This window comes from Sediminibacillus terrae, from assembly GCF_009602435.1.
Lineage (GTDB): Bacteria > Bacillota > Bacilli > Bacillales > Amphibacillaceae > Sediminibacillus > Sediminibacillus terrae.
Window position 1 is genome coordinate 421,542 of record NZ_VZDQ01000021.1, and the last position, 21,137, is coordinate 442,678.

A 21,137-nucleotide genomic window follows, 5' to 3' on the forward strand; every position below is an offset into this window, starting at 1 on the left:
AAGAGGCAAACCAATACAGCTGCAGTGGACAAGGAAGGAGGGGCAGGTGTTGCTTTTTTCATAATTGAAAGCGATTTCTGAAGCTTGAAAACCATCGAAAAGGGGGATATTTTGTTGTCGAAAAAACGAAAACGTTTGTTAGATGTAAAAGAAATGGTCGCCATGTATAAAGAGGGATATAGCACATCTGAGATAGGGAAAGCAGCCAATGTTACACCAAGATATGTCCGAACAATTCTTCATGCGAACGATGTATCCCTTAGGCCAAGAGGGAGCTGGAAACGGAAGTACACGCTCAATGAAGATTATTTCAAAACCTGGTCAAATAATATGGCCTATATTTTAGGATTCTTCGCCGCAGACGGAAATCTTCCGAAAGATAACCAAACAGTAAGCTTTTCACAAAAAGATCCCGACATTTTGGAAAAGATAAAAAAAGAAATAAACTCCAATCAACCTCTTTATCAAAATGCCAAAACCGGTGTATATGTCTTGAATCTGAACAGCAAAATATTGAAGCATGACTTAATGGAGCTACATGGATTCAGACCGAATAAATCCGCTGTATTGGAGTTTCCCGAAATACCAGAACCGTATCTGCATCACTTTATTAGAGGTTATTTTGACGGGGATGGCTTTGTAAATTACGCAAAGTTTTTTGTGAGTTTTGTTGGCGGCTCCTACAGCTTTATGAAAAAGTTACAAACCAATATCGAGGGACAAGGATTTGAAACTAACTTCACGAATCATACAAATTATTTTCGCCTGTATATTAGTGGAAGAAAAACAATAAAATTATTCTCCGATTGGTTGTATAAAGATAAAGGATTATATTTAGAAAGAAAATATAGACATTTTCAAAGGGAACAAACCGAAATTTCTTTATTAACAGATAAAGTAAAAACCCATAAAAACGCTCTTGCAAAAAGAAAAAAGAAAAATAAGAATGAGACTTTTAACAATGATATTTGATATCATTGTGTTTTTTTTGCCCAAAAGAAAGGACAGTGAACTTTTGTTGTGAAAATAATTCTAGTAGACATAACATATATTATAGGAAGTTATACTCGAAACAATATCTCAAGTCTCAAAAACGAAGTATTCTTGAGATATTGAGATATTGAAAATTTTTCGGTATCCATGTCGAGCATTCAATTACCGCTTATAAATTTTCTTCCTGAGATTCCCTGAATGATATGGTTCCGATTTGATGCAATTGCAGAGTTTGTTCATAGAACTGCATCAATTGCTGAGAAGGCTTTTCCCAACTGAACTTTTCAGCTTCCAGTCTGGCGTTCCTTTTCATTTGCTTCAGTTCTTCCGGTTTTTCCAAATGATTTAGTGTTTGGATCATACTGTCTGTATTCTCGTTTTCAAACAATAAACCAGTTCTGCCATGATCGATTTGCTCCATCGTCGGGCCGCTTTCTGCAGCTATCACGGGCAATCCTGAAGCCATGGATTCCAGTATAACCAATCCAAGCGTTTCCGTTATGGATGGAAACACGAACGCATCTGCACTGGCAAAAGCTTCTGATAGTTCTTGACCATGCATAAAGCCGGTGAACAATGTATTTGTTCCCTTGAACACCTGCTCCAGCTCTTCTCTGGCAGGACCATCTCCCACAATAGCCAGACAGACGTCCTCTCGCGTTTCGAGTAAAGGTTTTAACTTATGGATTTCTTTTTCGATTGCCAGTCGTCCAACAAAAAGTAACAACTTCTTATCTTTTTGGTTATTCGTCAATCTACTGCGCATTGCTTCACTGTAATGGTCGGGATGGTATTTTTCAATATCCACCCCTCTCTTCCACACATGCACGTTGAAAAATTCTTTTTCCTGAAGCTCTTTTTGGATTGTCACCGAAGTACACAGGTTTAACTCCGCTTTATTGTGCAATTTCCTGAAATAACTCCAAAAAATCGGCTTTAGAGGCCGGTACAATTTATAATAGTCCAAATATTTCGGTACATGTGTGTGGTAAGAAGCAATTAATGGAAAACCTAATTTTTCCGCATAGTGTACTCCGGCAGCTCCCACCAATGCAGGATTGACAACATGTACTAAATCTGGCTGGTGTTTTTCCAGTATTCTTTTTACCTTTTTTTGCGGCAGTGAAAATGGACGATAACGGTAAAAAGGCATAGTGGTGGTTTTAACTCCTTCCACCACCGCCCCTTTGTACTCGTATACTCCCAAATCAGGCGCTATCACTACTACTTCGTGGTTCAGTTTCCGAAGATATTTAATTGCCTCTGTCAGCCTGGTAACCACGCCATCAGTGGATGGTAAAAAGGTTTCTGTAATGATTGCTATTTTCAAGGTGAAGCTCCTTTGTCTATTTCCAAGAGATTGATGGTAGTACGTTTTCTTTTATCACGCGGCCTTTGTGATCAAGCGCCGCAGTCAGAATTCCTTTGATAACTTCATCTGTCAGTAAATTGGGTTCTAATCCCAAATCACGAAGCTTGGTATTGACAGCATGGTAATAATGCTCCTCCGCTTCTACCCGCGGATTATCAATATGGGAAATTTCCGGTGTCAAACCGGTTTCCCCAGCCACTTTCTGAACCTTTTCCGCCAAGTCTTGCACGGAGAAGTACTCCGTGAATTGATTGAACACTCGGAATTCTCCCTTATCCGCAGGAGTTTCAGCAGCGATTTCCACACATCTCACGGTGTCTTTAATATTCAAAAAAGCTCGGGTTTGTCCACCGGTTCCATAAACGGTTAAGTCATGACCGGTCGCCGCTTGGATGATGAAGCGATTTAGCGCCGTACCATATACGCCATCGTAATCAAGCCGGTTGGCGAGTACAGGATCCATTTCTGTCTCATCTGTATGTAAACCGTAAACTACTCCCTGGTTTAAGTCAGTAGCCCTAATACCCCAAATTTTGCAGGCAAACATGATGTTATGGCTGTCATGTACCTTTGACAAATGATAGAAAGAACCCGGTTGTTTAGGGTAAGGAAGCTTGTCTTTCCGTCCATTGTGTTCGATTTCCAAATACCCTTCTTCAATGTCAATATTCGGCGTGCCATACTCTCCCATTGTGCCAAGCTTAATCAAGTGGCATTCCGGTGCGAACTCTTTTATAGCATACAAAACATTCAAATTGCCGATCACGTTGTTCGATTGTGTGTAAACAGCATGCTCTCTATCTATCATGGAATAAGGAGCAGAGCGTTGTTCTGCAAAATGCACAAACGCATCCGGTTTGGTCTGTTTAAATACTTCCGCCAGAAAATCATAGTGGTTCAAGTCACCGACAAACGTTTTTATTTCTTTCCCGGTCAACTCTTTCCACTTTGCAACCCGTTGTTCCAATGTGGCAATCGGTGTGACGGAATTAGAGCGTAACTCTTCGTCTATTTTTCTCCTCACCAAGTTATCAACAATCGATACTTCGTGGCCTTGTTTCGAAAGATATAAAGCAGTCGGCCAACCACAAAAGCCGTCTCCTCCAGCTACTATAATTCTCATAGTTCCCCTCCTGTTACAATTTCATTACACAACTAACCATCATTATAAAACATAACAGCACGCAAGAGAAATATAAACCTTTATATCAGTACGAATTTCTCAAACACTTTGTATATTTTACATTATATTTACCAGACCAAGAAAATCCATACTTTTTTTGTCAGATATTTCATTATCGGGAGCCGGTAAAGGTGGAAAAGCAATACTATAGATCAAATTATCGGTTGTCTTTTTGTTTTAAAGGCTTTTTAGCCGGACCTTCCAGCACTTCGCCTGTTACGGAAAATCTTGAACCATGACAGGGGCAGTCCCACGTCTTTTCTGCTTGATTCCAATTCACTTCACACCCCAAATGGGTACAAGTGGTGTCTATCATATGAACCGTTCCTTTATGATCTCGATAAACACCAGTGCGTTCTCCTTTAATCCGAACAATGCCCGCTTGAGTGGCAGGGATATTTTCTATGTCGGTCGAATTTTTGTCCAACTTCCCTTTCACCAATTCTTTCAGAGAGTCGGCGTTGTACTCACCGAATGCTTTCAACTGAGTTGCAGGGTGAAAACGATCTGGGGCAAACATTTTTTGAAAACGGTTCTTTTTACCGCTTACCATATCCGTGATCAGTAGGGCTGCTCCTGCTGCCAGCGTCATTCCCCATTTCCGGAAACCGGTAACCACGAGAATATTCGGCTGTGTAGCAGAAAGCGGACCGATATAAGGCAATTTGTCCAGCGTTGTTAAATCCTGGGAGGACCAGCAATACGGTACTTCCTCAGCAGAAAAATGCTCCCGGGCATAGTCGATCAGTGATTTATAACGCTTTTCCGTTTCACCCCCTTGCCCGGTTTTATGGGACTCTCCGCCGATTAACCACAACATTCCATCTTGATTAGGAACAGCGCGGATCGATCGCATTGGTGAGTCGACACTGGCATACATTCCGCCAGGGTATGCAGCTTTTGTCCGCACCGCTGTGACATAGGATCGTTCCGGGTATAGTCTGGTCGAAAAACCTCCTCTTGCATCCGTGAATGGAAAATGAGAAGCTTCCACGATCTTTTGACAGCGGACCTGATGACCCTCTCTTGTCTGGATGGCTGGATATTCGAGATTCTCCACTCCAGTAGCCATCGTATTTTCAAATATTTGGACCCCGAGGGCTTGCACGTCTTCAAGGAGTCTGGCTAGAAATTTCAGCGGGTGGAACTGATATTGCCGGTCCATCCTCAATGCGGCTTTTACAGGTATATTCAATGGCACCTTCTCGAGGTAATCATGATTTATCCCCAGCTGCTTGTAAGCATTTTTTTCATCCATGAGAAATTTGACGCCTTCCCCGGAATTAGTAAACAGATAAGCGTCTTCTTCAGAAAAATCGCATGAAATCTGCTTCTGTTCGATGATTTGCTTGATCCATTCCATAGCTTGCATATTAAACTGATAATAAGCAGAAGCGGTTGCGGGATCGAAATGTTTTATCAATTCGTCATAAATCAATCCGTGCTGTGCAGTCACTTTGGCAGTCGTATTACCGGTGGTTCCGTTTAACAAACTTTCGGCCTCCAGCAATGCTACAGTATAGCCTTCTTCGGCCAGCAAATAGGCAGAAAGGATGCCTGTAATGCCTCCCCCAACTATTCCTACATCCACATCCAAATCCTCTTCCAACTTCGGAAAAGAAGGGATTTGGACTGTGTCCCGCCAGTATGATTCTGTATTGGGCATTGTATGTGAGTCCGCCTTTTTGCCTTTCATCCAGTTTTCCTCCTCTGTCTCTTGGTAATACTGCTCCCTTGTGTTTTTCCTTCTGCTTCAATCAATAAACCTACTATTTTTCCCCTCCAAGCGCATTTCGTTTATTTTGGCTGCTGACACGCCTTCGTTATAATGTAAGAGAAGATGTTTTGTCTATCGGCCTTCAGGCAATGGAAAACAAAATAGGAATTTGAGGTGAATGAAGTGACAAACGCACATATGATTGCCAAAGGAAATGTTCAAGGTGTTGGATTCCGGGCAACTGCCCAACAAAAAGCAATGGAAATCGGGGTGAAAGGCTGGGTAAGGAATCTGCCAAACGGCGATGTCGAGTTGGAAGCAGAGGGAACGGATAGACAGGTGGACCAATTTATTGAAACAATCAGGAAAGGTCCTCACCGTTTTATAAAAGTAGAAAATTTAGACGTCGAAAGGTCTCAAACGGATAAAGGCTATGGCTCATTTGAAGTCCGTTACTGAACCGATTGAACATAACAAAAAAGCCGCTGAAAACTACAGCGGCTTTTTTAAGTATAAAAACAACATTTTCTTTTTTATCACACGTTAATTTTCCTGGAAAAATTTACGGTTCAGGGCGATATATTCATTTTCCTCTTCCGGAACTTCATCCTCCATATAGATGGCTTCAACCGGACATACCGCTTCACATGCACCACAGTCGATGCAAATGTCGGGATCAATATAGAACATATCTTTTCCTTCTTCTATACAATCTACTGGACAAACCTCCATGCATTCGCCAGCTTTTTCTGTTTTACAAGGTGATGTAATCACAAATGCCAAGTTTATCTCCTCCTTCTTAAAATCGGCCTTCTGCTAGAAATAGGTGGTCACAGCACCGCTTAACCGCCTTACTAGATTATTTATTATACCAAATTATTGGATACTTAACAGTATTGCATGCCAAACAGGCTTTTGGCAAAACAGTACCAACAAAGCATTCTGTTAGAGTATACTATATCTTTTTTCATTTTTCTACCTTTACCGACAAACATTGCTGACACGGTAATTATTTGGAGAAATCTTGAAGAGTTATCGGACAACGAGTGTTATTCGGGGAAATGACAGGAGAGAATAAAATCGGCATTGCTTGTCCATATCAAATAGATATAAAGCGCCGACAGCCCCTATGACTTGGACTTGGATAAGGGGCTGTGATGGATGGTAATGGAAAGGATTAACTCACAACAGGCTCGTCATCTGACCAAATCCGCTCCACTATATATTCTCCGCCCGTTTTTTGAATTAGATACACATCCGGATTTGTAAACCCCTTCCATTGGGAGAAACCGATATCCGCTTGATAGCTGTTCAGCAGCAAAGCGAGTAAATTCCCATGCGTTACAATACCGATGTTCTCGCATGTATCATCCGCCATTATTTCATCGATCAACTGACCAGCCCGTAAACTGGCGTCGTTCGACGACTCTCCTCCAGGGAGTCTGAAATCTCTATCTGTAAATGATTCTTCTAAAACGTCGAGCCAATCATCGATTGGTTCTTCACTTAGCAATCGTTCTTCCAGCCTTTCATCTATCTCGATGGATAAATTGTGCCGCTCAGCATATGGTTTGATACTCTCGACCGCCCGCAAAAAAGGGCTGGATATAATCCGGTCCAGTTGATAGCCATAGTTTTGCAAGAATGCAGAAACAACCTGGGCTTGCTTCACACCGTCCCTTGTTAAGGGGGAATCTTTATGCTGTCCTTCTGCGCTACAATGCCGGATCATAAACAGTCTTTTCAAACCAACCATCTCCTCCAAGGGAATTAACTCTATTATCAGACAACTTCTCTTTAAAAACAAGGGTCAAAATGGAATTATCGAAGTTTTCGATCTGCGCTACTGTTCATTTTCGCCATAGATTATACATTCTATTCACAAATACCGAAAGGAAAAAAATCCGGAAATTTTTTCGCCCACAAGTAAATTCACGCAGATTCAACCAAAAAAACTAACCGTACGATGACGGTTAGTTTTTTGGTTACATTTCTTCAAAATATTCTTTATGGAATCCACCGATTCTGTTGGTGTTATCAATGATAAAATAAAATTCTTCTGTTTCGTTTTTTACATCATACACTTTCCCTGGAGTAAGTGTCTTATCTACTACGAATTTTTTTGCATCATTATGGATGCATTTAATTTGCTTCACTGTTACATTATTTTCCCAGTTTTTATGGATCACTTCGCTCACCTTCCTTCCATTTTGCATTTTCCCATAATTTATTTTTCGATTCCAAAGTAAAAAACTTAGTAACTTCGCCGGCTTCCATTGCTAACCCTATCCGAAATCATTTTCAACTAAGCCTTTCCAAAAACTCCAAGCGATTGCCAAAGGGATCTTCCAAATAAAAACGCTTATATCCAGGAAGCCGATCATCGTCTTCCACTTCGATATGTCTGCTTCTCAACGCAGCTTTCAATCCTTCCAAATTCCCAACATAAAAAGCAGGATGTGCTTTTCTGGCTGGTTCAAATGGCTCCTCGATGCCGACGTGGAGCTGGTGGTCCCCGCACATAAACCAGACGCCGCCATTTTTCTTTAACTCCTCAGGTTTTTCGATTTCTTCCATTCCTAACAAATCAGAAAAAAATTCTCTCGCCTTTTGTTCGCTACCATTAGGAGCTGCAAGCTGTACATGATCAATTCCTTGAAAGTGATAAACCATCATACTATCCCCCTGCGACGATTGGAAGGTTTGGATGACATAGGAGACAGCCAACAATGCCTTGCCTCCCAAATCGTTATTTACTACCTCTCCTCACTATACCATGATTTTGCTTGTAACACTTCTCTTTGAGATAATTGATGTCCCATGCTTTCCCAGTGAACCGTTACCTGTGCACCAGCATTCTTTAGCATTTGCTCCAGCTCTTCGGTTTCCTTGCTGTCAATCAATGGATCGTTTGTACCTGCACCTATGAACACCCTGTTTCCCGTCAAAGAAGGAAGGTCAATTCCTCTTCTGGGAACCATTGGATGGAACAAGATAGCACTGGCAAGGGAAGAAGGGTGATGGAACAACAGGCTTCCGGCAATGTTGGCACCATTCGAATAACCGACAGCTACGATATTATTTCTGTCAAAGTGGTAAGCAGAAGCGGCTTCATCGAGGAAGACATGAAGCTCATTAGTACGGGCAACCAAATCTTCCTCATCAAATACACCTTCCCGCAATCGACGGAAAAAACGTGCCATTCCATTCTCTGATACGTTTCCTTTCACTCCTAACACAGAAGCTTCTGGATCTATCATATCCGCTACTGGTTCAAGGTCTTTTTCTGTTCCTCCTGTTCCGTGAAGCAGTAACAGCACAGGGGCTTCTGGATTTGTACCTTCGCGGTAAAAATGTTTCATTTCCAATTTGCATCCTCCTTAGGTTCGCTTACTGATTAAAATATAGTTTACATATTATTATTATTATCACCTGATAATATCTCGGATTCAAGATTATTTTATCATATTTCTTTCTCCTGGCAAATGGACGACAATTAAGAATGTATTTTTTTCAACAGCCATTTCAGAAAAAATGGCAGCACCAACACGATCGTTAGCAGACGTATCATCTGCAGCGAGCTGACAATCGACGGATCACCGTTCACTGCTTGCGCTGTCAGAGCCATTTCGATTAACCCGCCTGGCGCCAGGCTAAGTACTGCTGTAGCAGTATTCAAGTTGGTCAAAGAACTAAAAAGGAAACCGAACATAAACGAGGTAATGATCAACAAAATAGCGAGACAGAAAAAATAAACACAATACTTTCCAGCCGTTTTCAGGTCTTTGACCGAAATCGAGTCCCCGAGATAAACGCCGATCGTTAGCTGTGCAAATAAATAAGCACTAGTCGGCAGTAGGAATAAGGAGATACCATTGATTTGCAAAGCAGCTGTTATCAACATCGGCATCAAAACCAGCGATGCCGGCACCCACCTTTGCAGCAAGAAACCGATCAAAAATGCAGCAATAAAAAGGATGATGGTCCATGCCGGGCCAATACCTGCCTGCTGCACCACTGCACCTTGTGCAGCAGGTTGTGTTTGGTGGAAAAACAAATGGGTAGCCGAGAACGGGATGATGAACAATACAGCAACTAGGCGAATGGTTTGAAAAATGGTGACCAACACCGTATTGCCATAGAACGAGTCACTCAATGCTAAAACAGTCGACAAACCACCTGGAATGCTGCCAAGTAAACTTGTTGCCACATCTAAATTCACCCATTTTGTTATTAAATAAGCACTAACCAGGCTTAAAGCAATCAGGAGCAGAGTCATGGCTGTGTAAGGAATGAGATACGGAACGACAGTAGACAGTGTTGCAGCAGTGAATGTGGAACCAATCTGGATACCCAAAATAGAAAAACTGACTTTCCTCAGCCGTAACGAAGCTGCTGTGCTTGCAAAAGGAAAAAGTTTAAAGATGAGCAGGCTGGCAACCGGACCGAGAATCCAAGGCAGCGGTAGATGTAACCAATTAAATAAAAATCCACCAACAATTCCAATGAAATAGGTGATAAATAATCGGACCAAGAAATTCTCCATACCAGCCACCTGCTTTCCAGCTTAATACTTTTGATTGCTTTCTTGATTGGCAGAAGGTTTCCAAAACCAACCGAGCAATGCGATGCTCACCATTACCACCCAGAAAATCGTTTTCCACAAAGTCGTTTCAGGAAATTCAGCCGGGATGATCGCTAACTGAGGATGGGCCAGGGTATGGACCGCTAGCTTGACAGCCACCCAACCGACTATCACATAGGCGGCTGCTTCCAGACCTGGTCTTTTCTTCAATAACTTCACGATATAAGAGGCGGCAATCCTGATTAGGATCAAACCTATCATTCCGCCGGCAAGAATGACAACAAACTGAGCACCATCCATCCCTCCGATAGCCGGAATAGCAGTCGGCGGGAGCGTGGTCGCCAATGCGACGGCTGCCAAAATGGAATCCACGGCAAAAGCGATGTCCGCCAACTCTACTTTGACAACCGTTGTCCAAAAACCAGAGCCCTTGGCTGGCTTTGCCACGGCACCCTCCGCCTCTTCTTTTTTAAAAAAGATTTTCAATAAATTATTTATCGAGATAAATAACAAGTATAAAGCACCTAAAGCCTGAACCTGCCAGATATCAATCAGAAAAGAAATGAAAAATAAAGAACCGAATCGAAAAACAAAGGCCCCTCCCAATCCATAGAGGAGTGCTTTTCTTTGTTTTTCTTCCGGTAAATGTTTGACAATCAATGCCATCACCAAAGCATTATCCGCAGCCAACAGCCCCTCGAGGCCGATCAACGCAAGCAAAGTCCATCCATACTCAAGTAAAATACCTGTATCCATCTTGAGACCTTCTTTCTTTCTGTGTATCTATAATCGTTGCCTTCCTAAAATCGAGCCTTGTCCAACTGGCAGAGAATATGTACCGATGAGCCAGGCAGACAAAGAAAATTCATATGCCTGCATCCTTCTTCCACTGGATATTTTGCAAGCACAAGCTACCTTTTCCACTAACTCTACTTCTGGTATTGAAAAACGTGATAAACGAAAAAAATCCGGAACAGGAAACATCCTTATTCCGGAACGGTTTTACTTAGCTGAACAAATAGGATAAATATCCATATCCTTCTTGTTCCATCTTTTGTTTAGGAACAAACCGCATAGCAGCTGAATTCATGCAATAACGCATGCCGCCTTTTTCCTCTGGTCCATCTTCAAAAACATGGCCCAGGTGAGAATCTGCCTGGCTGCTCCGTATCTCCGTACGAATCATTCCATGAGAGGTATCCGTATTTTCTTTCACTTGATGTTTGTCAATCGGCTTCGTGAAGCTTGGCCACCCGCAACCCGCATCGTACTTGTCTTTGGATGAAAACAAGGGTTCTCCGGATACCACATCCACGTAAATGCCTTCTTCTTCATTATCAAAGTATTCATTTTGAAACGGAGTTTCCGTACCGTTTTCCTGCGTTACATGGTACTGCAACGGTGTCAGCTGACGGCGAAGTACTTCTGTGTTCTTCTCAGGCTTCCAGGTTTTCTCGATAAAATCTTGCCGGCCTGATCCTTTTTTATACAATTTGTAATGGAAAGACTGCTTTTTATAATAATCTTGGTGCTTCTCTTCCGCCTCATAGAAAGGCGCAGCCGGCAAAATCTTCGTTACTATCGGCTCAGAGAATTTACCGCTTTGCTCCAGTTGTCGTTTCGATTTTTCAGCTAATTGCTTTTGCTCTTCATTGTGATAGAAAATGGCTGTCTGGTAAGATTCTCCCCTGTCATTAAACTGCCCGCCGGGGTCAGTGGGGTCAATCTGCCGCCAAAAAACGTCCAATAGCCGTTCGTAAGAAAAAATATCCGGATCAAAAGTAATTTGTACAGCTTCGACATGTCCTGTCGTATCCGAACAAACTTCTTCATAAGTCGGGTTTTCCGTTCTTCCGCCGGTATAGCCGGAAACGACTCTTTCGATTCCCGGCCGTTCATCAAACGGTTCCACCATACACCAAAAACAGCCACCAGCAAAAGTTGCCTTTTCAGCCATTATGTTACCTCCTTTAAAACGAAAAACGGAAACAATTCCTTTGCATTCCCGTTTTTTGATCACATTTCATTTTCTGAGCCGAAGTGCTCTGAGGAATGAATGTGTATAGTTACTATTCTTTCCTTTTTCATCGGAAAAATCAAGCAGTCTGCATTTATCTATATATATAGTTTGGGAACGGAATTGCCCGATTGAGTACTGCGCGTTTTTTGGGGCGCCTTTCTCTTTGGTTTATCTGCCGCTTCTATTTTATATAAATTTTCTTGTTCAATTTCTATTTTATCCTCTTCTTCTTCCGGTGAAACACTTTGGGATGCAGATTTTCCCGTTTCTTCATCACCCTCGCTGTCATCGTCTTCATTGAAAGCCTTCAGCATATTGATCATCATCGGGATGTTTTTCACCATCGGACCATATTGTTGGATGACGGGCATAGCTGACTGCGCCATCTTTATGGCTTGCTGCACGTTCCCCAGTGTACTGGTCAACTTCGAACCCCCTGCAGCTGCCGGAAACTGGGAGACGGCAGCTGGCTGGGTGAAACGCTGCAGCAAACCCGCCAATCCCCTCCCTCCTCCAGGGGCCGGTCCTCCTCCCTGAAATGGAGTTGGAAAATTTGGCGGAAATCCACCCGGCGGCCTTACTCCTTGGGAAAAAGGGAATGAACCGATGCCCGATGGTCCTTGGTTTGGATTGAACATACAAAAACCCCTCTTTTCAAAAAATGATTTGCTTTATTGTACGTTACATGCCTAAAAGAAGTGTAGGCATTAATCGAGTATTCCGGGGATTGCTGTCATATATAAAAAAAGAGCTTCCATAAGCCGCTGAAGACTTCATGGAACGCTCCTTTATCGTTTTGCATTATTTCCCGGGCAAGCGCAGTATACGACACTTGCCCTTCTTTTTCTCCAAATCGGTTGTCGCTAATTGACGCTATATAAAGAAAGCAGCTGATACGTGCAAACCGTCCGTTCTTCTTTCCAGGAAATCTCGACAATCTTCCCGCTTCCTATTTGATCGGAATCGTGGTGCCGTTTAATCTCGATTGTCTGGTTTATGGGAAATAATTTATATCCTGTAAACTCGATTTCAAACATATTTTGCTGGTGCTGCAAACGTTTTTCTCTACCGTGAGTCAGCAGTTTCCATTCAATTGACATAGGCATTGACATTCAACACCCACCTCCCGATATCATTTACCTATCATGGTACGTCATGGTTGTTTGCTTGACAAGCAAAATTTGCTGTTCAGGATGATTCATCACAAAAATCACGTAGATTGAATGGAAAATTAATATGATAACCGTCAAGCATCCGGATATTTTTTTGGAATGTATCCTCGTATTCCTTTATCTCCGCCCCTCGCTGTAAGTGGGTGTCCAGAATGGACATAATAGTCTGTAAAGCTGTGGTTACTTCGAATATTTCCGTCAATGATAATTCCTGCAAAGAGGGGATATCCATTAATTGAAAGTTCTTCAACTTGGCTATGTAGCCTTTGGAAAAGTATTCTGGCAATATTCGGTTATAAATTTCCTCCATCAGAGAACGGACATATTCCTGTTGCTCTGAAGTGGAAGCGGTGATCACTCTCATGCGAATCCTCCTGTGTATCTATATAGCAAAAGCAACAGAGCCTCCACAGTGTTTTTTCTCACCTTCAGGCAAAATTGCATCTGTGCTATTAGGTCCTCTTCCTATACTATATCATGAGCCTCTTTCGATATTTAAGGAGCAATTATTGGCAATCTGGTATTCAAGCAAACTGGAAGGAGGCTTTCGAACCCTTTTGAGAGGGCGTTATTTGCAATTTAACCGGTATTTCTTCTTTCAACTGAGGTACGTGTGAAATGATACCCAGCAATCGGTTGCTTTGTTGCAATCCCTTCAAGCATTCTATCGCTTGCTCCAGTGACAATTCATCAAGCGTGCCAAATCCTTCATCAATAAATAATGTTTCTAACTGTACTCCTCCGGCATGGGCTTGAACCACATCTGCCATTCCAAGCGCCAGACTGAGAGCCGCCTTGAATCCTTCTCCTCCGGATAACGTCTTGACAGAGCGCTGCAAACCTGTGTGGTGATCGAGAACTTCCAGATCCAATCCGCTTTGTGCCCCCCGCTTGGCTATTTGATCACTTCGAATCAATTGATAACGATGGTCCGTCATTTGGTCAAAACGAATGTTTGCCTGTAAAAGAATTTCATCCAGAAATGCCGACAATACATACCGTTCAAACGATAGACGTAAATGATTTTCCCCACGGGCCAAGTCAGCTAATTCTCCGATATCGTAATATTGGTTCGCTTTCATTTGTTTTTCTTCCAGCAATTCAAGCATCGACTTTCTTATTTGTTCATATCCCTTCAAAGTCAGTTTCAAATTTTGTATGTTCTGATTGACCTCCTCCAGCTTTTGCGAACGCTCCCGGACTGTTGCTTCCAATTCTTCGATATCTGGTTTTTCCTGCCCGTCTAATTGTTTGTTGATGGTTTGGAGACGTTCCTCGACGGTATGTTTTTGTTTGTTGAATTCCTCGATTTCTTTCCGGAGTTTTAAACTGTCGTCCTCTGTAATTCTGGCAGATTGATAGGCTTCCAAAGAAGTAAAATGGCTGTGCTCGATTTTTTCCTCTAAGTCTGCTTGTTCAGCAGCAAGTTTTTGCTCCGTATCTTTTGCAAAGAAACGCTGTTGCTCGATTATTGTATTCATTTCTTGCAGCTTTTCTTTTCCATTTTGATACCTGGTTTGGATGTTTTCCCATCTCTCCAGCCATTCTGACAAGTATTTCTCTCTGTTGTTCACCTTCTCCTCAATGACTGAGGGATCCTGGTCTTCCTCTGTGAGTTGCTGTTTAGCTTGTTCTACCTGCGTTTTGATCCGCATCCATGACTCTGTGATGCTTTCTTTTGACTGTTTGAATTCTTCCATCTCTGCTTCCAGCTGTCGGAGTTTTTTTGTCAATTTCTCCGACTGTCGACTGGCTTGTTCAATCTTCTCTATTTCTTTGTGAAGAAAATCCATCTTGCTTTTCTCGTCAAGAACGGTTTGCTTCCAGCTTGTCAAAAGAGTCTTGATTGCCTGTTGTTCCAGCGTATCGATGGTGTCCTTGAATTCCGCATGGTTCTGATCCACTAACGATCTTTGAGCTTGTCCATCCGATTTCACCTGTATATAGTACTTCTGCCAATCTTCAAATTCCTTTTTAGCGGTTTCAAGTTGCTCTCTCTTTTCCTCCAAGGTATGATCGGAAATCTCCTCTGTTTTACCTATCGCAGGATTAGGATGCCGTTCCGAACCGCATACCGGACAAGCGCAGCCTTCTTTCAAATGCTGCGCCAGTAATAACGCTTGATTGTTCGCTTGTTTTGCTTCGAGTTCATTTATCTTTGTTTGCAGCTGCTCAATGAATTGCTGTTTTTCGTTATATTTCTGGTGGACTTGTTGAAACTGGTGGCGAAGTTCTTGAAGCTTTTCAAATTGCTTGAGCAAGTCCTCCAACTTTTTAGTTTGTTCTTCTGCTTTTTTTGCTCTTTGCTCTGCTTGATAATAGTTTTTTGTTTTTTCATGATGCCGTTGTCCATGATCCTGCAGCTTTTCCAGTTGGTGGCGGATTTTTTCCCTGTCGCCCATTATCCGCTTAATGTTTGTTTCTGCAGCTTGTTTCTGTTGCTCAGCTTGCTTTTCGTCCTGTTTAAGCTTGACAAGCTGCTTAGCCTGTTCCAATTGCTTTTTTGCCGTATCCAATTGTTCTTGCAGTTGTTTCCGTTCTTTCTCTTTGTCCAACTCCGCTTCATATTCAGCTTCCACTGATCGGAACCATTCCTGTGTTTCTTCCTTTTTCGCTTTCTGATTGTTCAGTCTGGCAATTTGGTTTTCCCATTCTTTTCTGCGCCTGTTTACCTGCTCTTCGAATGGGATGATTTTAGCTGCTGCTTCCGCCAATGTGAGTTTTTCTTGCTTTTTATTTATAGAAGATTGCAGGTCTTTCAGCCTGGCTGAAGTTTCTTTCAATTGATCAAATTCCGCAAACAATTCCGAAAGCTGCTTCCCTTTGTAATACGTCTCCTGAGCCGCATTCAATGCATTCTTTTCTTTGCCCAACTGTTCTTCTTCGTTTTTCAGGTCCTCGCGTGCTTCGTGAATCTCGCCGCTCAATATTTCCAAAATCATTTCAACGGAGTCTGCTTCTTCCGTTTCACTCTTCCTCCACTGTATTTTTACAGCTTCCTGTTCCAATCGTTCTTCAAGCTGTTCGATAGACTCTCGCAGCTGCTTGGATTGTTTCTTCAATTCCTCGGTGATTTGTGCGTAAAAGTACGTATGAAAAATCTTTTGCAAAATTTCTTCTCGTTCCTTACTGTTTTCAGAAATAAGCCTTCGAAATTCCCCTTGAGGAATCATGATCATTTTTCGGAATTGCTCATAATCCAAACCCAGCTGTTCTTCGAGCATTTCGTTTACATCTTTTATTTTTGAAGCCGCCAATACTGTCTTTCCATCATTTATTTCATATAATTCCGCTCTCGCGGGGTCTTCTGTGAACCCGTCTCCCCGTTCTTTACGTTTCTTTTGTTTTGGAAATCGATTTACTTGATACGTTTTCCCCCTCAAAGCAAATTCAAAGCTTACTTCGGTTGGCTGATCGATTTCCGCAAAATGACTGCGGAGGGAGTCATGGTCTCTATCATTACCGCTCGCCCTCCCGTAAAGTGCATAACAAATAGCATCGAAGATAGTCGTCTTCCCAGCTCCGGTCGGGCCGGTAATCAAAAATATCGATTCATTGCCAATCTCCTGAAAATCGATCATTTGAGTTTCCTTATAAGGACCAAAAGCTGTCATCGATAATTTCTTTGCGCGCATGTTACTTCCCCCTTTCCTGATCCATCAACAGTTGGACAACGTGATTCATTTGCTCCTTGCGTGCATCCGGTATAGTTTCGCCTTTCATCTCCTGATAGAACGATTCAAATAGTTCCGTGTGGGACATTTTTTGTTTTTGACGGATTTTGTTCAAATCATTCAGCTGCATCTGAGATGTCAAAACCTGGCGTTCCAGGCGGAGGATGTTCGGATATCGTTTTCTTAATTTACCCATCGGATCGACCAGCTGGCCATCATCCAAAAGTCGGATATGCAGGTAATCTTCTTCAGGAAAATCTTTGTTTCCTTCCATTAGTTCATCAAAATAGCCTTCCACCACCCGCATATCCCTTTTCGGTTTGAGTGGAAGGTACTGTCTATCCACGATTCCCTCTTTATCCATCTCCAAAAGAGTGATCGACTTTTTCTGATTTGCTTCGGAAAAAGAGTATTTAAGCAATGATCCACTATAGCGGATGTTATCGTCTGTAACCCGCTGAGGCTGATGTAGGTGACCGAGCGCCACATAAGCGAATTTTTTGAACAAACCGGCATCGATATAGGGACTTCCGCCAATCATGGACAACCGTTCTTCCGATTCGGACTCCATGCCGCCTGCTAAAAAGGCATGTCCGATGAACACATGCCGTTCTTCCATGTCATGCCTGCTTTCAATGTGGTCAACAACCGCTTCCATCGCTTTCTGATGGCTTTGGATGCTATCATCTTGAAAATAATCCCGGGCATCGGCTGGTTCTATATAAGGGATCAAATGAAAATGAATCGGACCATGTTCGTCCTGTAAGGTAACAGGATCTAATGCCCCTCTTAGTTTCGTTTCAATAAACAACTGCTGGGAACGGAATATACTGCTGCCGAAATCGAGTCTATCTGGGCTGTCATGATTGCCTGACACTGCCAAAACAGGTGTTTTCAACTCTGTGATAATGGTAGTCAATACCCTGTTCAATAATTCGACAGCTTCCTTGGGTGGAACGGAGCGGTCATATAAATCTCCAGCAATAATCACCACGTCCGGTTTTTCTGTTCGTATCATCTCTATCATTCTATCAAGCATATAAGCTTGATCTTCTGTCATATGCACACTATTCACAATTTTACCCAAATGCCAATCAGCGGTATGTAATATTTTCACGTGTATCCCTCCATAGTTGTCATTTTAGCACGTTCTTGTCAACCAGGCATGCGAAAAATTTGCTTTTGTCGACGAAAAAAAGCCCTGTTTAGCAGGGCTTTTAGTAACCGATCAACCTTCATTGATCAAATAATCTTCCCATAGCCTGTCGAAGACTTGGGTCGCTTCCGTAAACGGAATATTCCATTCTAAATAGCGGCTGACTTCGTCATAAGAGGTAGATTGTTTTGGAAAATCGTGAGCCTCGAACATCCAGTCGGCCAGGCGGCGTTCATCAGTCTTCGGTCCGGAGCCGCGGTACCGCATCATATAATGATAAAAGGAACGCAATCCTGTCACCTCCATTCCCGTTAATCGGATTGATCCTCGTTGTCCATGAATGCATCGTGCTTCCTTTGCCTTTTGCGATAAGTAAAAGCGGAAAGGAAAATGCTGATTTCATATAATACAATTAGTGGGACCGCTACGACAATTTGTAAAACAAAATCAGGCGGCGAAATCATCGTACCGATAATAACCAGGATCAAATATGCGTATTTTCTCGTCTTCCTCATAAAATCCGGCGTCAAAATCCCGAGACTAGTCAAAAACATCGTAATAATCGGGATCTCGAACAAAACAGCAAATGGCAGTGTTACCCGCAGTAAAAAACGAAAATATTTGTCTACTGTGAATATCTCATTGAACATTCCTTCGTTTAGCGACAACAAAAACGGTAGTATCAAATCAATAAATACATAATAACCGAAAGCGAGCCCGCCGATGAACAACAAAAAAGTTGCCGGTATATAAGATAAAGAAACTTTTCTTTCTTTCGGCGTAAGTCCAGGACGCACAAAAAGCCACGCTTGAAGGCAAAAAAACGGAATCGTGCCGACGACCGCCACCACCGAAGCCATGGTGAAATATATCCAGATAATTTCCCCTGGACTGATTACATTCAAAGTGAAATCAAGGTCCTTGACAAAAAAGCCGTAAATATCACGGACGAACACAAAACCGACAACAAAAAAAGCAACAAAAACCACCGCTGTCCAAATCAATCGTTTGCGTAGTTCCGTTAAATGATCTGTCATATTCATTTCTTTTTCATAACCAGCTGAACCGGACAAAAAACAGCCCCCTTTCTCAAAAAGAAGATGTAAGGAACTTGTCCCTACACCTTCATCGCACGGAAACCGGCGATTCTACACCTATCCATTTTCTGGTTTCAGAAAAAAGAGAAGCACTCATACCTTATCAGTTACTACTTTTGATTCTCTTCCACTTTTTTAGGATCATCATCCGAGATGATATCCCTGGTGGCTTTTTTGAATTCTCTCAAAGAGCTGCCCACCGCCTTGCCGATTTCCGGAAGTTTGGAAGGGCCGAAAACGATCAGCGCAATTACCAAAATGAGTATTAGCCCTGGAAAACCAATATTACTGAACATATGGAATCACTCCATTTCTTATTTTCTCTCACCGTTGTCTGAAGAATCTTTTTTTGTATTTTCTTCGAAAGGTTCGGTTAAGTCTTTGGTGGAATTCTTGAATTCTTTTAACGTCTGCCCGGTTGCTTTGCCTATTTCCGGAAGTTTTTTCGGTCCGAAAATGATCAAAACGATGATCAAAATCAAAATCAACCCGGGTATGCCGATGCTCGTCAACATCTATCATCACCTACTTATTGTAAATTAACCTATTTGCGACTGTCATCTCTTCTCCAATCAATACGTTTAACTTTTCACGTACATCTTACCACTTTTTTCTCTGCCTGTCCTCCACCGACGCCGATTTCACTTCATTTTATCGGATTGAAATACAATTGGAGCTTGTTTGTCCCGATCATTCCGGTCGAACTGAAGGAAATAGTAGTCATATGGATTGCGTTCATTTCTTTCCCCTTGCACTTTTTTTGACAGTTTCCAGTCCCTTTCGTCATACGCAGGAAAAAAGGTGTCTCCAGGAAACGTTTCGTCTATGAAAGTCATGTACATCCGGTCGGCAAAGGGCAATATCTGACGGAATATTTCGCTTCCGCCTATTACAAATAGTTCAATTTCAGGCTCTTTTTCACTCCATGTGAGAATTTCCTCAACAGAGTGAAGGATAAGGCAGCCATCCGCCTGAAAACTTCGATCCTTTGTCAAAATGACATTTTCGCGGTTAGGAAGGGGGCCGCCCATGGATGTGAACGTTTTTCTCCCCATGATAATCGTGTTGCCGGTGGTCATCTGCTTAAAAAACTTCAAATCATTCGGCAGCCTCCAAGGTAAATCGTTTTGATATCCTATCACTCGATTCCGGTCCATAGCGTAAAGAAGTGAAATCATCCTGTCCTTCCTCCCGTTCTATACAGCCACTGGTGCTTTTATCGGCGGATGTGACTCATAGTTTTTTATTTGCAAGTCTTCCATCTCTACATCGAAAATGGAACCCGCTTCCGGATTGATTTCTAGTTCCGGGAACTGGTAAGGAGTGCGTGCCAATTGCGTGTTTACTTGCTCGATATGATTGCTGTAGATATGGGCATCACCAAGTGTATGGATGAAATCTCCTGCTTCCAGCCCGCATTCAAACGCAATCAAGTGCGTCAAGAGAGCATAACTGGCGATATTGAAAGGCACGCCTAAGAAGATGTCGCCGCTTCGCTGATAAAGCTGGCAGGACAGTTTCCCGTCCGCAACATAAAATTGAAACATAGTGTGACACGGAGGCAGCGCCATATTCCCGGGCACATCCTCCGGGTTCCAAGCCGTCACGATGTGCCGTCTGGAATCGGGGTTGTTTTTGATTGCTTCTATCACTTGTTTTAGTTGATCAATCGTTTCTCCTCTGGAGGTTGTCCAGGCACGCCACTGACGTCCATAAACCGATCCTAAATCGCCATATTTCGCTGCAAAGGCATCATCTGTTAAAATTTTTTGTTTGAAAGAGTCCATTTGCTCGTTGTATATGGCACGGAATTGTTCATCCTGTTGACTTCGATGCCCGAAATCCCTCATGTCAGGTCCCTGGTAGTCATCGCTTTCAACCCATGTTTTAAAAGCCCATTCATTCCAGATATTGTTGTTATGCTCCAACAGGTAACGGATATTCGTGTCCCCTTTGATGAACCACAAAAGTTCACTGGCAATGAGGCGGAAGGGGACGCGCTTTGTCGTAAGCAAAGGAAAGCCTTCCTTCAAATCAAAACGCATTTGGTGACCAAACACCGAAAAAGTCCCTGTATTGGTTCTGTCCTGTTTTTTGTTCCCTTTTTCCAACACTGTTTTACATAAATCCAGATAAGCTAGTTCTCCATTATTCATCTATAACAAATT

At 42.4% G+C, this 21,137-nt stretch carries 24 protein-coding genes; 2 read left to right on the forward strand and 22 right to left on the reverse strand.

Annotated features, from left to right (window positions below):
- Positions 1-114: 114 nt before the first annotated feature.
- On the forward strand, positions 115-972 hold the full coding sequence (locus tag F6X55_RS08080; protein ID WP_235162444.1) for an LAGLIDADG family homing endonuclease: 858 nt from the start codon (positions 115-117) through the stop codon (positions 970-972).
- A gap of 190 nt (positions 973-1,162) precedes the next feature.
- On the opposite strand, the gene F6X55_RS08085 is transcribed toward F6X55_RS08080, so the two are convergent.
- From F6X55_RS08085 to F6X55_RS08095, 3 genes are all read right to left on the reverse strand, one after another.
- Entirely contained in the window at positions 1,163-2,323 is a 1,161-nt protein-coding gene (locus tag F6X55_RS08085; RefSeq protein ID WP_051390409.1) for a glycosyltransferase family 4 protein, read from the reverse strand.
- Between the two features lie 16 nt (positions 2,324-2,339).
- Positions 2,340-3,488, reverse strand: coding sequence for an NAD-dependent epimerase/dehydratase family protein (locus F6X55_RS08090; RefSeq protein WP_026570192.1), 1,149 nt, complete (start codon positions 3,486-3,488; stop codon positions 2,340-2,342).
- A 217-nt stretch (positions 3,489-3,705) separates the two neighbouring features.
- Positions 3,706-5,244 (reverse strand): FAD-dependent oxidoreductase, encoded by a 1,539-nt coding sequence (locus F6X55_RS08095; protein ID WP_153462679.1) that lies wholly within the window; start codon positions 5,242-5,244, stop codon positions 3,706-3,708.
- A 195-nt stretch (positions 5,245-5,439) separates the two neighbouring features.
- On the opposite strand from F6X55_RS08095, the gene F6X55_RS08100 reads away from it, so the two are divergent.
- Positions 5,440-5,724 (forward strand): acylphosphatase, encoded by a 285-nt coding sequence (locus F6X55_RS08100; RefSeq protein ID WP_337189825.1) that lies wholly within the window; start codon positions 5,440-5,442, stop codon positions 5,722-5,724.
- Positions 5,725-5,808: 84 nt separating this feature from the next.
- Here the strand turns inward: F6X55_RS08100 and F6X55_RS08105 are convergent, their stop codons facing one another.
- From F6X55_RS08105 to F6X55_RS08195, 19 genes are all read right to left on the reverse strand, one after another.
- A complete protein-coding gene (locus F6X55_RS08105) occupies positions 5,809-6,048 on the reverse strand; it encodes an indolepyruvate ferredoxin oxidoreductase subunit alpha (protein ID WP_026570189.1) in 240 nt (79 codons plus the stop codon).
- A 394-nt stretch (positions 6,049-6,442) separates the two neighbouring features.
- Positions 6,443-7,012, reverse strand: coding sequence for a histidine phosphatase family protein (locus F6X55_RS08110; RefSeq protein WP_026771281.1), 570 nt, complete (start codon positions 7,010-7,012; stop codon positions 6,443-6,445).
- Between the two features lie 238 nt (positions 7,013-7,250).
- The gene (locus F6X55_RS08115; RefSeq protein ID WP_026771280.1) at positions 7,251-7,454 is read right to left on the reverse strand and encodes a DUF6501 family protein; all 204 of its coding nucleotides are present in this window, start codon (positions 7,452-7,454) and stop codon (positions 7,251-7,253) included.
- 112 nt (positions 7,455-7,566) lie between these two features.
- Positions 7,567-7,938 (reverse strand): VOC family protein, encoded by a 372-nt coding sequence (locus F6X55_RS08120; RefSeq protein WP_026570187.1) that lies wholly within the window; start codon positions 7,936-7,938, stop codon positions 7,567-7,569.
- Positions 7,939-8,021: 83 nt separating this feature from the next.
- On the reverse strand, positions 8,022-8,627 hold the full coding sequence (locus tag F6X55_RS08125) for an alpha/beta hydrolase (protein WP_153462828.1): 606 nt from the start codon (positions 8,625-8,627) through the stop codon (positions 8,022-8,024).
- A gap of 134 nt (positions 8,628-8,761) precedes the next feature.
- Positions 8,762-9,811: an AbrB family transcriptional regulator gene (locus tag F6X55_RS08130; protein ID WP_153462681.1), complete on the reverse strand. Its 1,050-nt coding sequence runs from the start codon at positions 9,809-9,811 to the stop codon at positions 8,762-8,764.
- A gap of 21 nt (positions 9,812-9,832) precedes the next feature.
- Positions 9,833-10,606 carry a TerC family protein gene (locus tag F6X55_RS08135; protein ID WP_026570184.1) on the reverse strand — a complete coding sequence of 258 codons (774 nt, stop codon included), beginning with the start codon at positions 10,604-10,606 and terminating at the stop codon, positions 9,833-9,835.
- Between the two features lie 250 nt (positions 10,607-10,856).
- Complete coding sequence (gene msrB, locus F6X55_RS08140) at positions 10,857-11,807, reverse strand: peptide-methionine (R)-S-oxide reductase MsrB (RefSeq protein ID WP_026771278.1); 951 nt, start codon at positions 11,805-11,807, stop codon at positions 10,857-10,859.
- A gap of 158 nt (positions 11,808-11,965) precedes the next feature.
- Positions 11,966-12,370 (reverse strand): YqfQ family protein, encoded by a 405-nt coding sequence (locus F6X55_RS08145; RefSeq protein WP_235162443.1) that lies wholly within the window; start codon positions 12,368-12,370, stop codon positions 11,966-11,968.
- Positions 12,371-12,733: 363 nt separating this feature from the next.
- Complete coding sequence (locus F6X55_RS08150; RefSeq protein WP_026570182.1) at positions 12,734-12,982, reverse strand: DUF2584 family protein; 249 nt, start codon at positions 12,980-12,982, stop codon at positions 12,734-12,736.
- Between the two features lie 76 nt (positions 12,983-13,058).
- A complete protein-coding gene (locus F6X55_RS08155; protein ID WP_026570181.1) occupies positions 13,059-13,406 on the reverse strand; it encodes a DUF5365 family protein in 348 nt (115 codons plus the stop codon).
- 160 nt (positions 13,407-13,566) lie between these two features.
- Positions 13,567-16,677, reverse strand: coding sequence for an AAA family ATPase (locus F6X55_RS08160; RefSeq protein ID WP_153462682.1), 3,111 nt, complete (start codon positions 16,675-16,677; stop codon positions 13,567-13,569).
- A 1-nt stretch (position 16,678) separates the two neighbouring features.
- Positions 16,679-17,833, reverse strand: coding sequence for an exonuclease SbcCD subunit D (locus F6X55_RS08165; RefSeq protein ID WP_026570179.1), 1,155 nt, complete (start codon positions 17,831-17,833; stop codon positions 16,679-16,681).
- 111 nt (positions 17,834-17,944) lie between these two features.
- A complete protein-coding gene (locus F6X55_RS08170; protein ID WP_026570178.1) occupies positions 17,945-18,163 on the reverse strand; it encodes a YozE family protein in 219 nt (72 codons plus the stop codon).
- Positions 18,164-18,183: 20 nt separating this feature from the next.
- The gene (gene tatC / locus F6X55_RS08175) at positions 18,184-18,915 is read right to left on the reverse strand and encodes a twin-arginine translocase subunit TatC (protein WP_051382111.1); all 732 of its coding nucleotides are present in this window, start codon (positions 18,913-18,915) and stop codon (positions 18,184-18,186) included.
- Positions 18,916-19,079: 164 nt separating this feature from the next.
- Positions 19,080-19,265 (reverse strand): twin-arginine translocase TatA/TatE family subunit, encoded by a 186-nt coding sequence (locus F6X55_RS08180; RefSeq protein ID WP_026570176.1) that lies wholly within the window; start codon positions 19,263-19,265, stop codon positions 19,080-19,082.
- Positions 19,266-19,283: 18 nt separating this feature from the next.
- Positions 19,284-19,484 carry a twin-arginine translocase TatA/TatE family subunit gene (tatA, locus tag F6X55_RS08185; protein ID WP_026570175.1) on the reverse strand — a complete coding sequence of 67 codons (201 nt, stop codon included), beginning with the start codon at positions 19,482-19,484 and terminating at the stop codon, positions 19,284-19,286.
- Between the two features lie 126 nt (positions 19,485-19,610).
- The gene (locus F6X55_RS08190) at positions 19,611-20,147 is read right to left on the reverse strand and encodes a dihydrofolate reductase (RefSeq protein WP_153462684.1); all 537 of its coding nucleotides are present in this window, start codon (positions 20,145-20,147) and stop codon (positions 19,611-19,613) included.
- Between the two features lie 18 nt (positions 20,148-20,165).
- Positions 20,166-21,125 (reverse strand): thymidylate synthase, encoded by a 960-nt coding sequence (locus F6X55_RS08195; RefSeq protein WP_153462686.1) that lies wholly within the window; start codon positions 21,123-21,125, stop codon positions 20,166-20,168.
- Between the last annotated feature and the right edge of the window lie 12 nt (positions 21,126-21,137).

Coding starts and splice junctions, on each gene's coding strand:
- F6X55_RS08090 (WP_026570192.1), bottom strand. CDS start 3,488: ATGAGAATTATAGTAGCTGGAGGAGACGGCTTTTGTGGTTGGCCGACT.
- tatC (WP_051382111.1), bottom strand. CDS start 18,915: ATGAATATGACAGATCATTTAACGGAACTACGCAAACGATTGATTTGG.
- F6X55_RS08135 (WP_026570184.1), bottom strand. CDS start 10,606: ATGGATACAGGTATTTTACTTGAGTATGGATGGACTTTGCTTGCGTTG.
- F6X55_RS08190 (WP_153462684.1), bottom strand. CDS start 20,147: ATGATTTCACTTCTTTACGCTATGGACCGGAATCGAGTGATAGGATAT.
- F6X55_RS08155 (WP_026570181.1), bottom strand. CDS start 13,406: ATGAGAGTGATCACCGCTTCCACTTCAGAGCAACAGGAATATGTCCGT.
- F6X55_RS08120 (WP_026570187.1), bottom strand. CDS start 7,938: ATGGTTTATCACTTTCAAGGAATTGATCATGTACAGCTTGCAGCTCCT.
- F6X55_RS08180 (WP_026570176.1), bottom strand. CDS start 19,265: ATGTTCAGTAATATTGGTTTTCCAGGGCTAATACTCATTTTGGTAATT.
- F6X55_RS08130 (WP_153462681.1), bottom strand. CDS start 9,811: ATGGAGAATTTCTTGGTCCGATTATTTATCACCTATTTCATTGGAATT.
- F6X55_RS08095 (WP_153462679.1), bottom strand. CDS start 5,244: ATGAAAGGCAAAAAGGCGGACTCACATACAATGCCCAATACAGAATCA.
- msrB (WP_026771278.1), bottom strand. CDS start 11,807: ATGGCTGAAAAGGCAACTTTTGCTGGTGGCTGTTTTTGGTGTATGGTG.
- F6X55_RS08160 (WP_153462682.1), bottom strand. CDS start 16,677: ATGCGCGCAAAGAAATTATCGATGACAGCTTTTGGTCCTTATAAGGAA.
- F6X55_RS08195 (WP_153462686.1), bottom strand. CDS start 21,125: ATGAATAATGGAGAACTAGCTTATCTGGATTTATGTAAAACAGTGTTG.
- F6X55_RS08125 (WP_153462828.1), bottom strand. CDS start 8,627: ATGAAACATTTTTACCGCGAAGGTACAAATCCAGAAGCCCCTGTGCTG.
- tatA (WP_026570175.1), bottom strand. CDS start 19,484: ATGTTGACGAGCATCGGCATACCCGGGTTGATTTTGATTTTGATCATC.
- F6X55_RS08150 (WP_026570182.1), bottom strand. CDS start 12,982: ATGTCAATGCCTATGTCAATTGAATGGAAACTGCTGACTCACGGTAGA.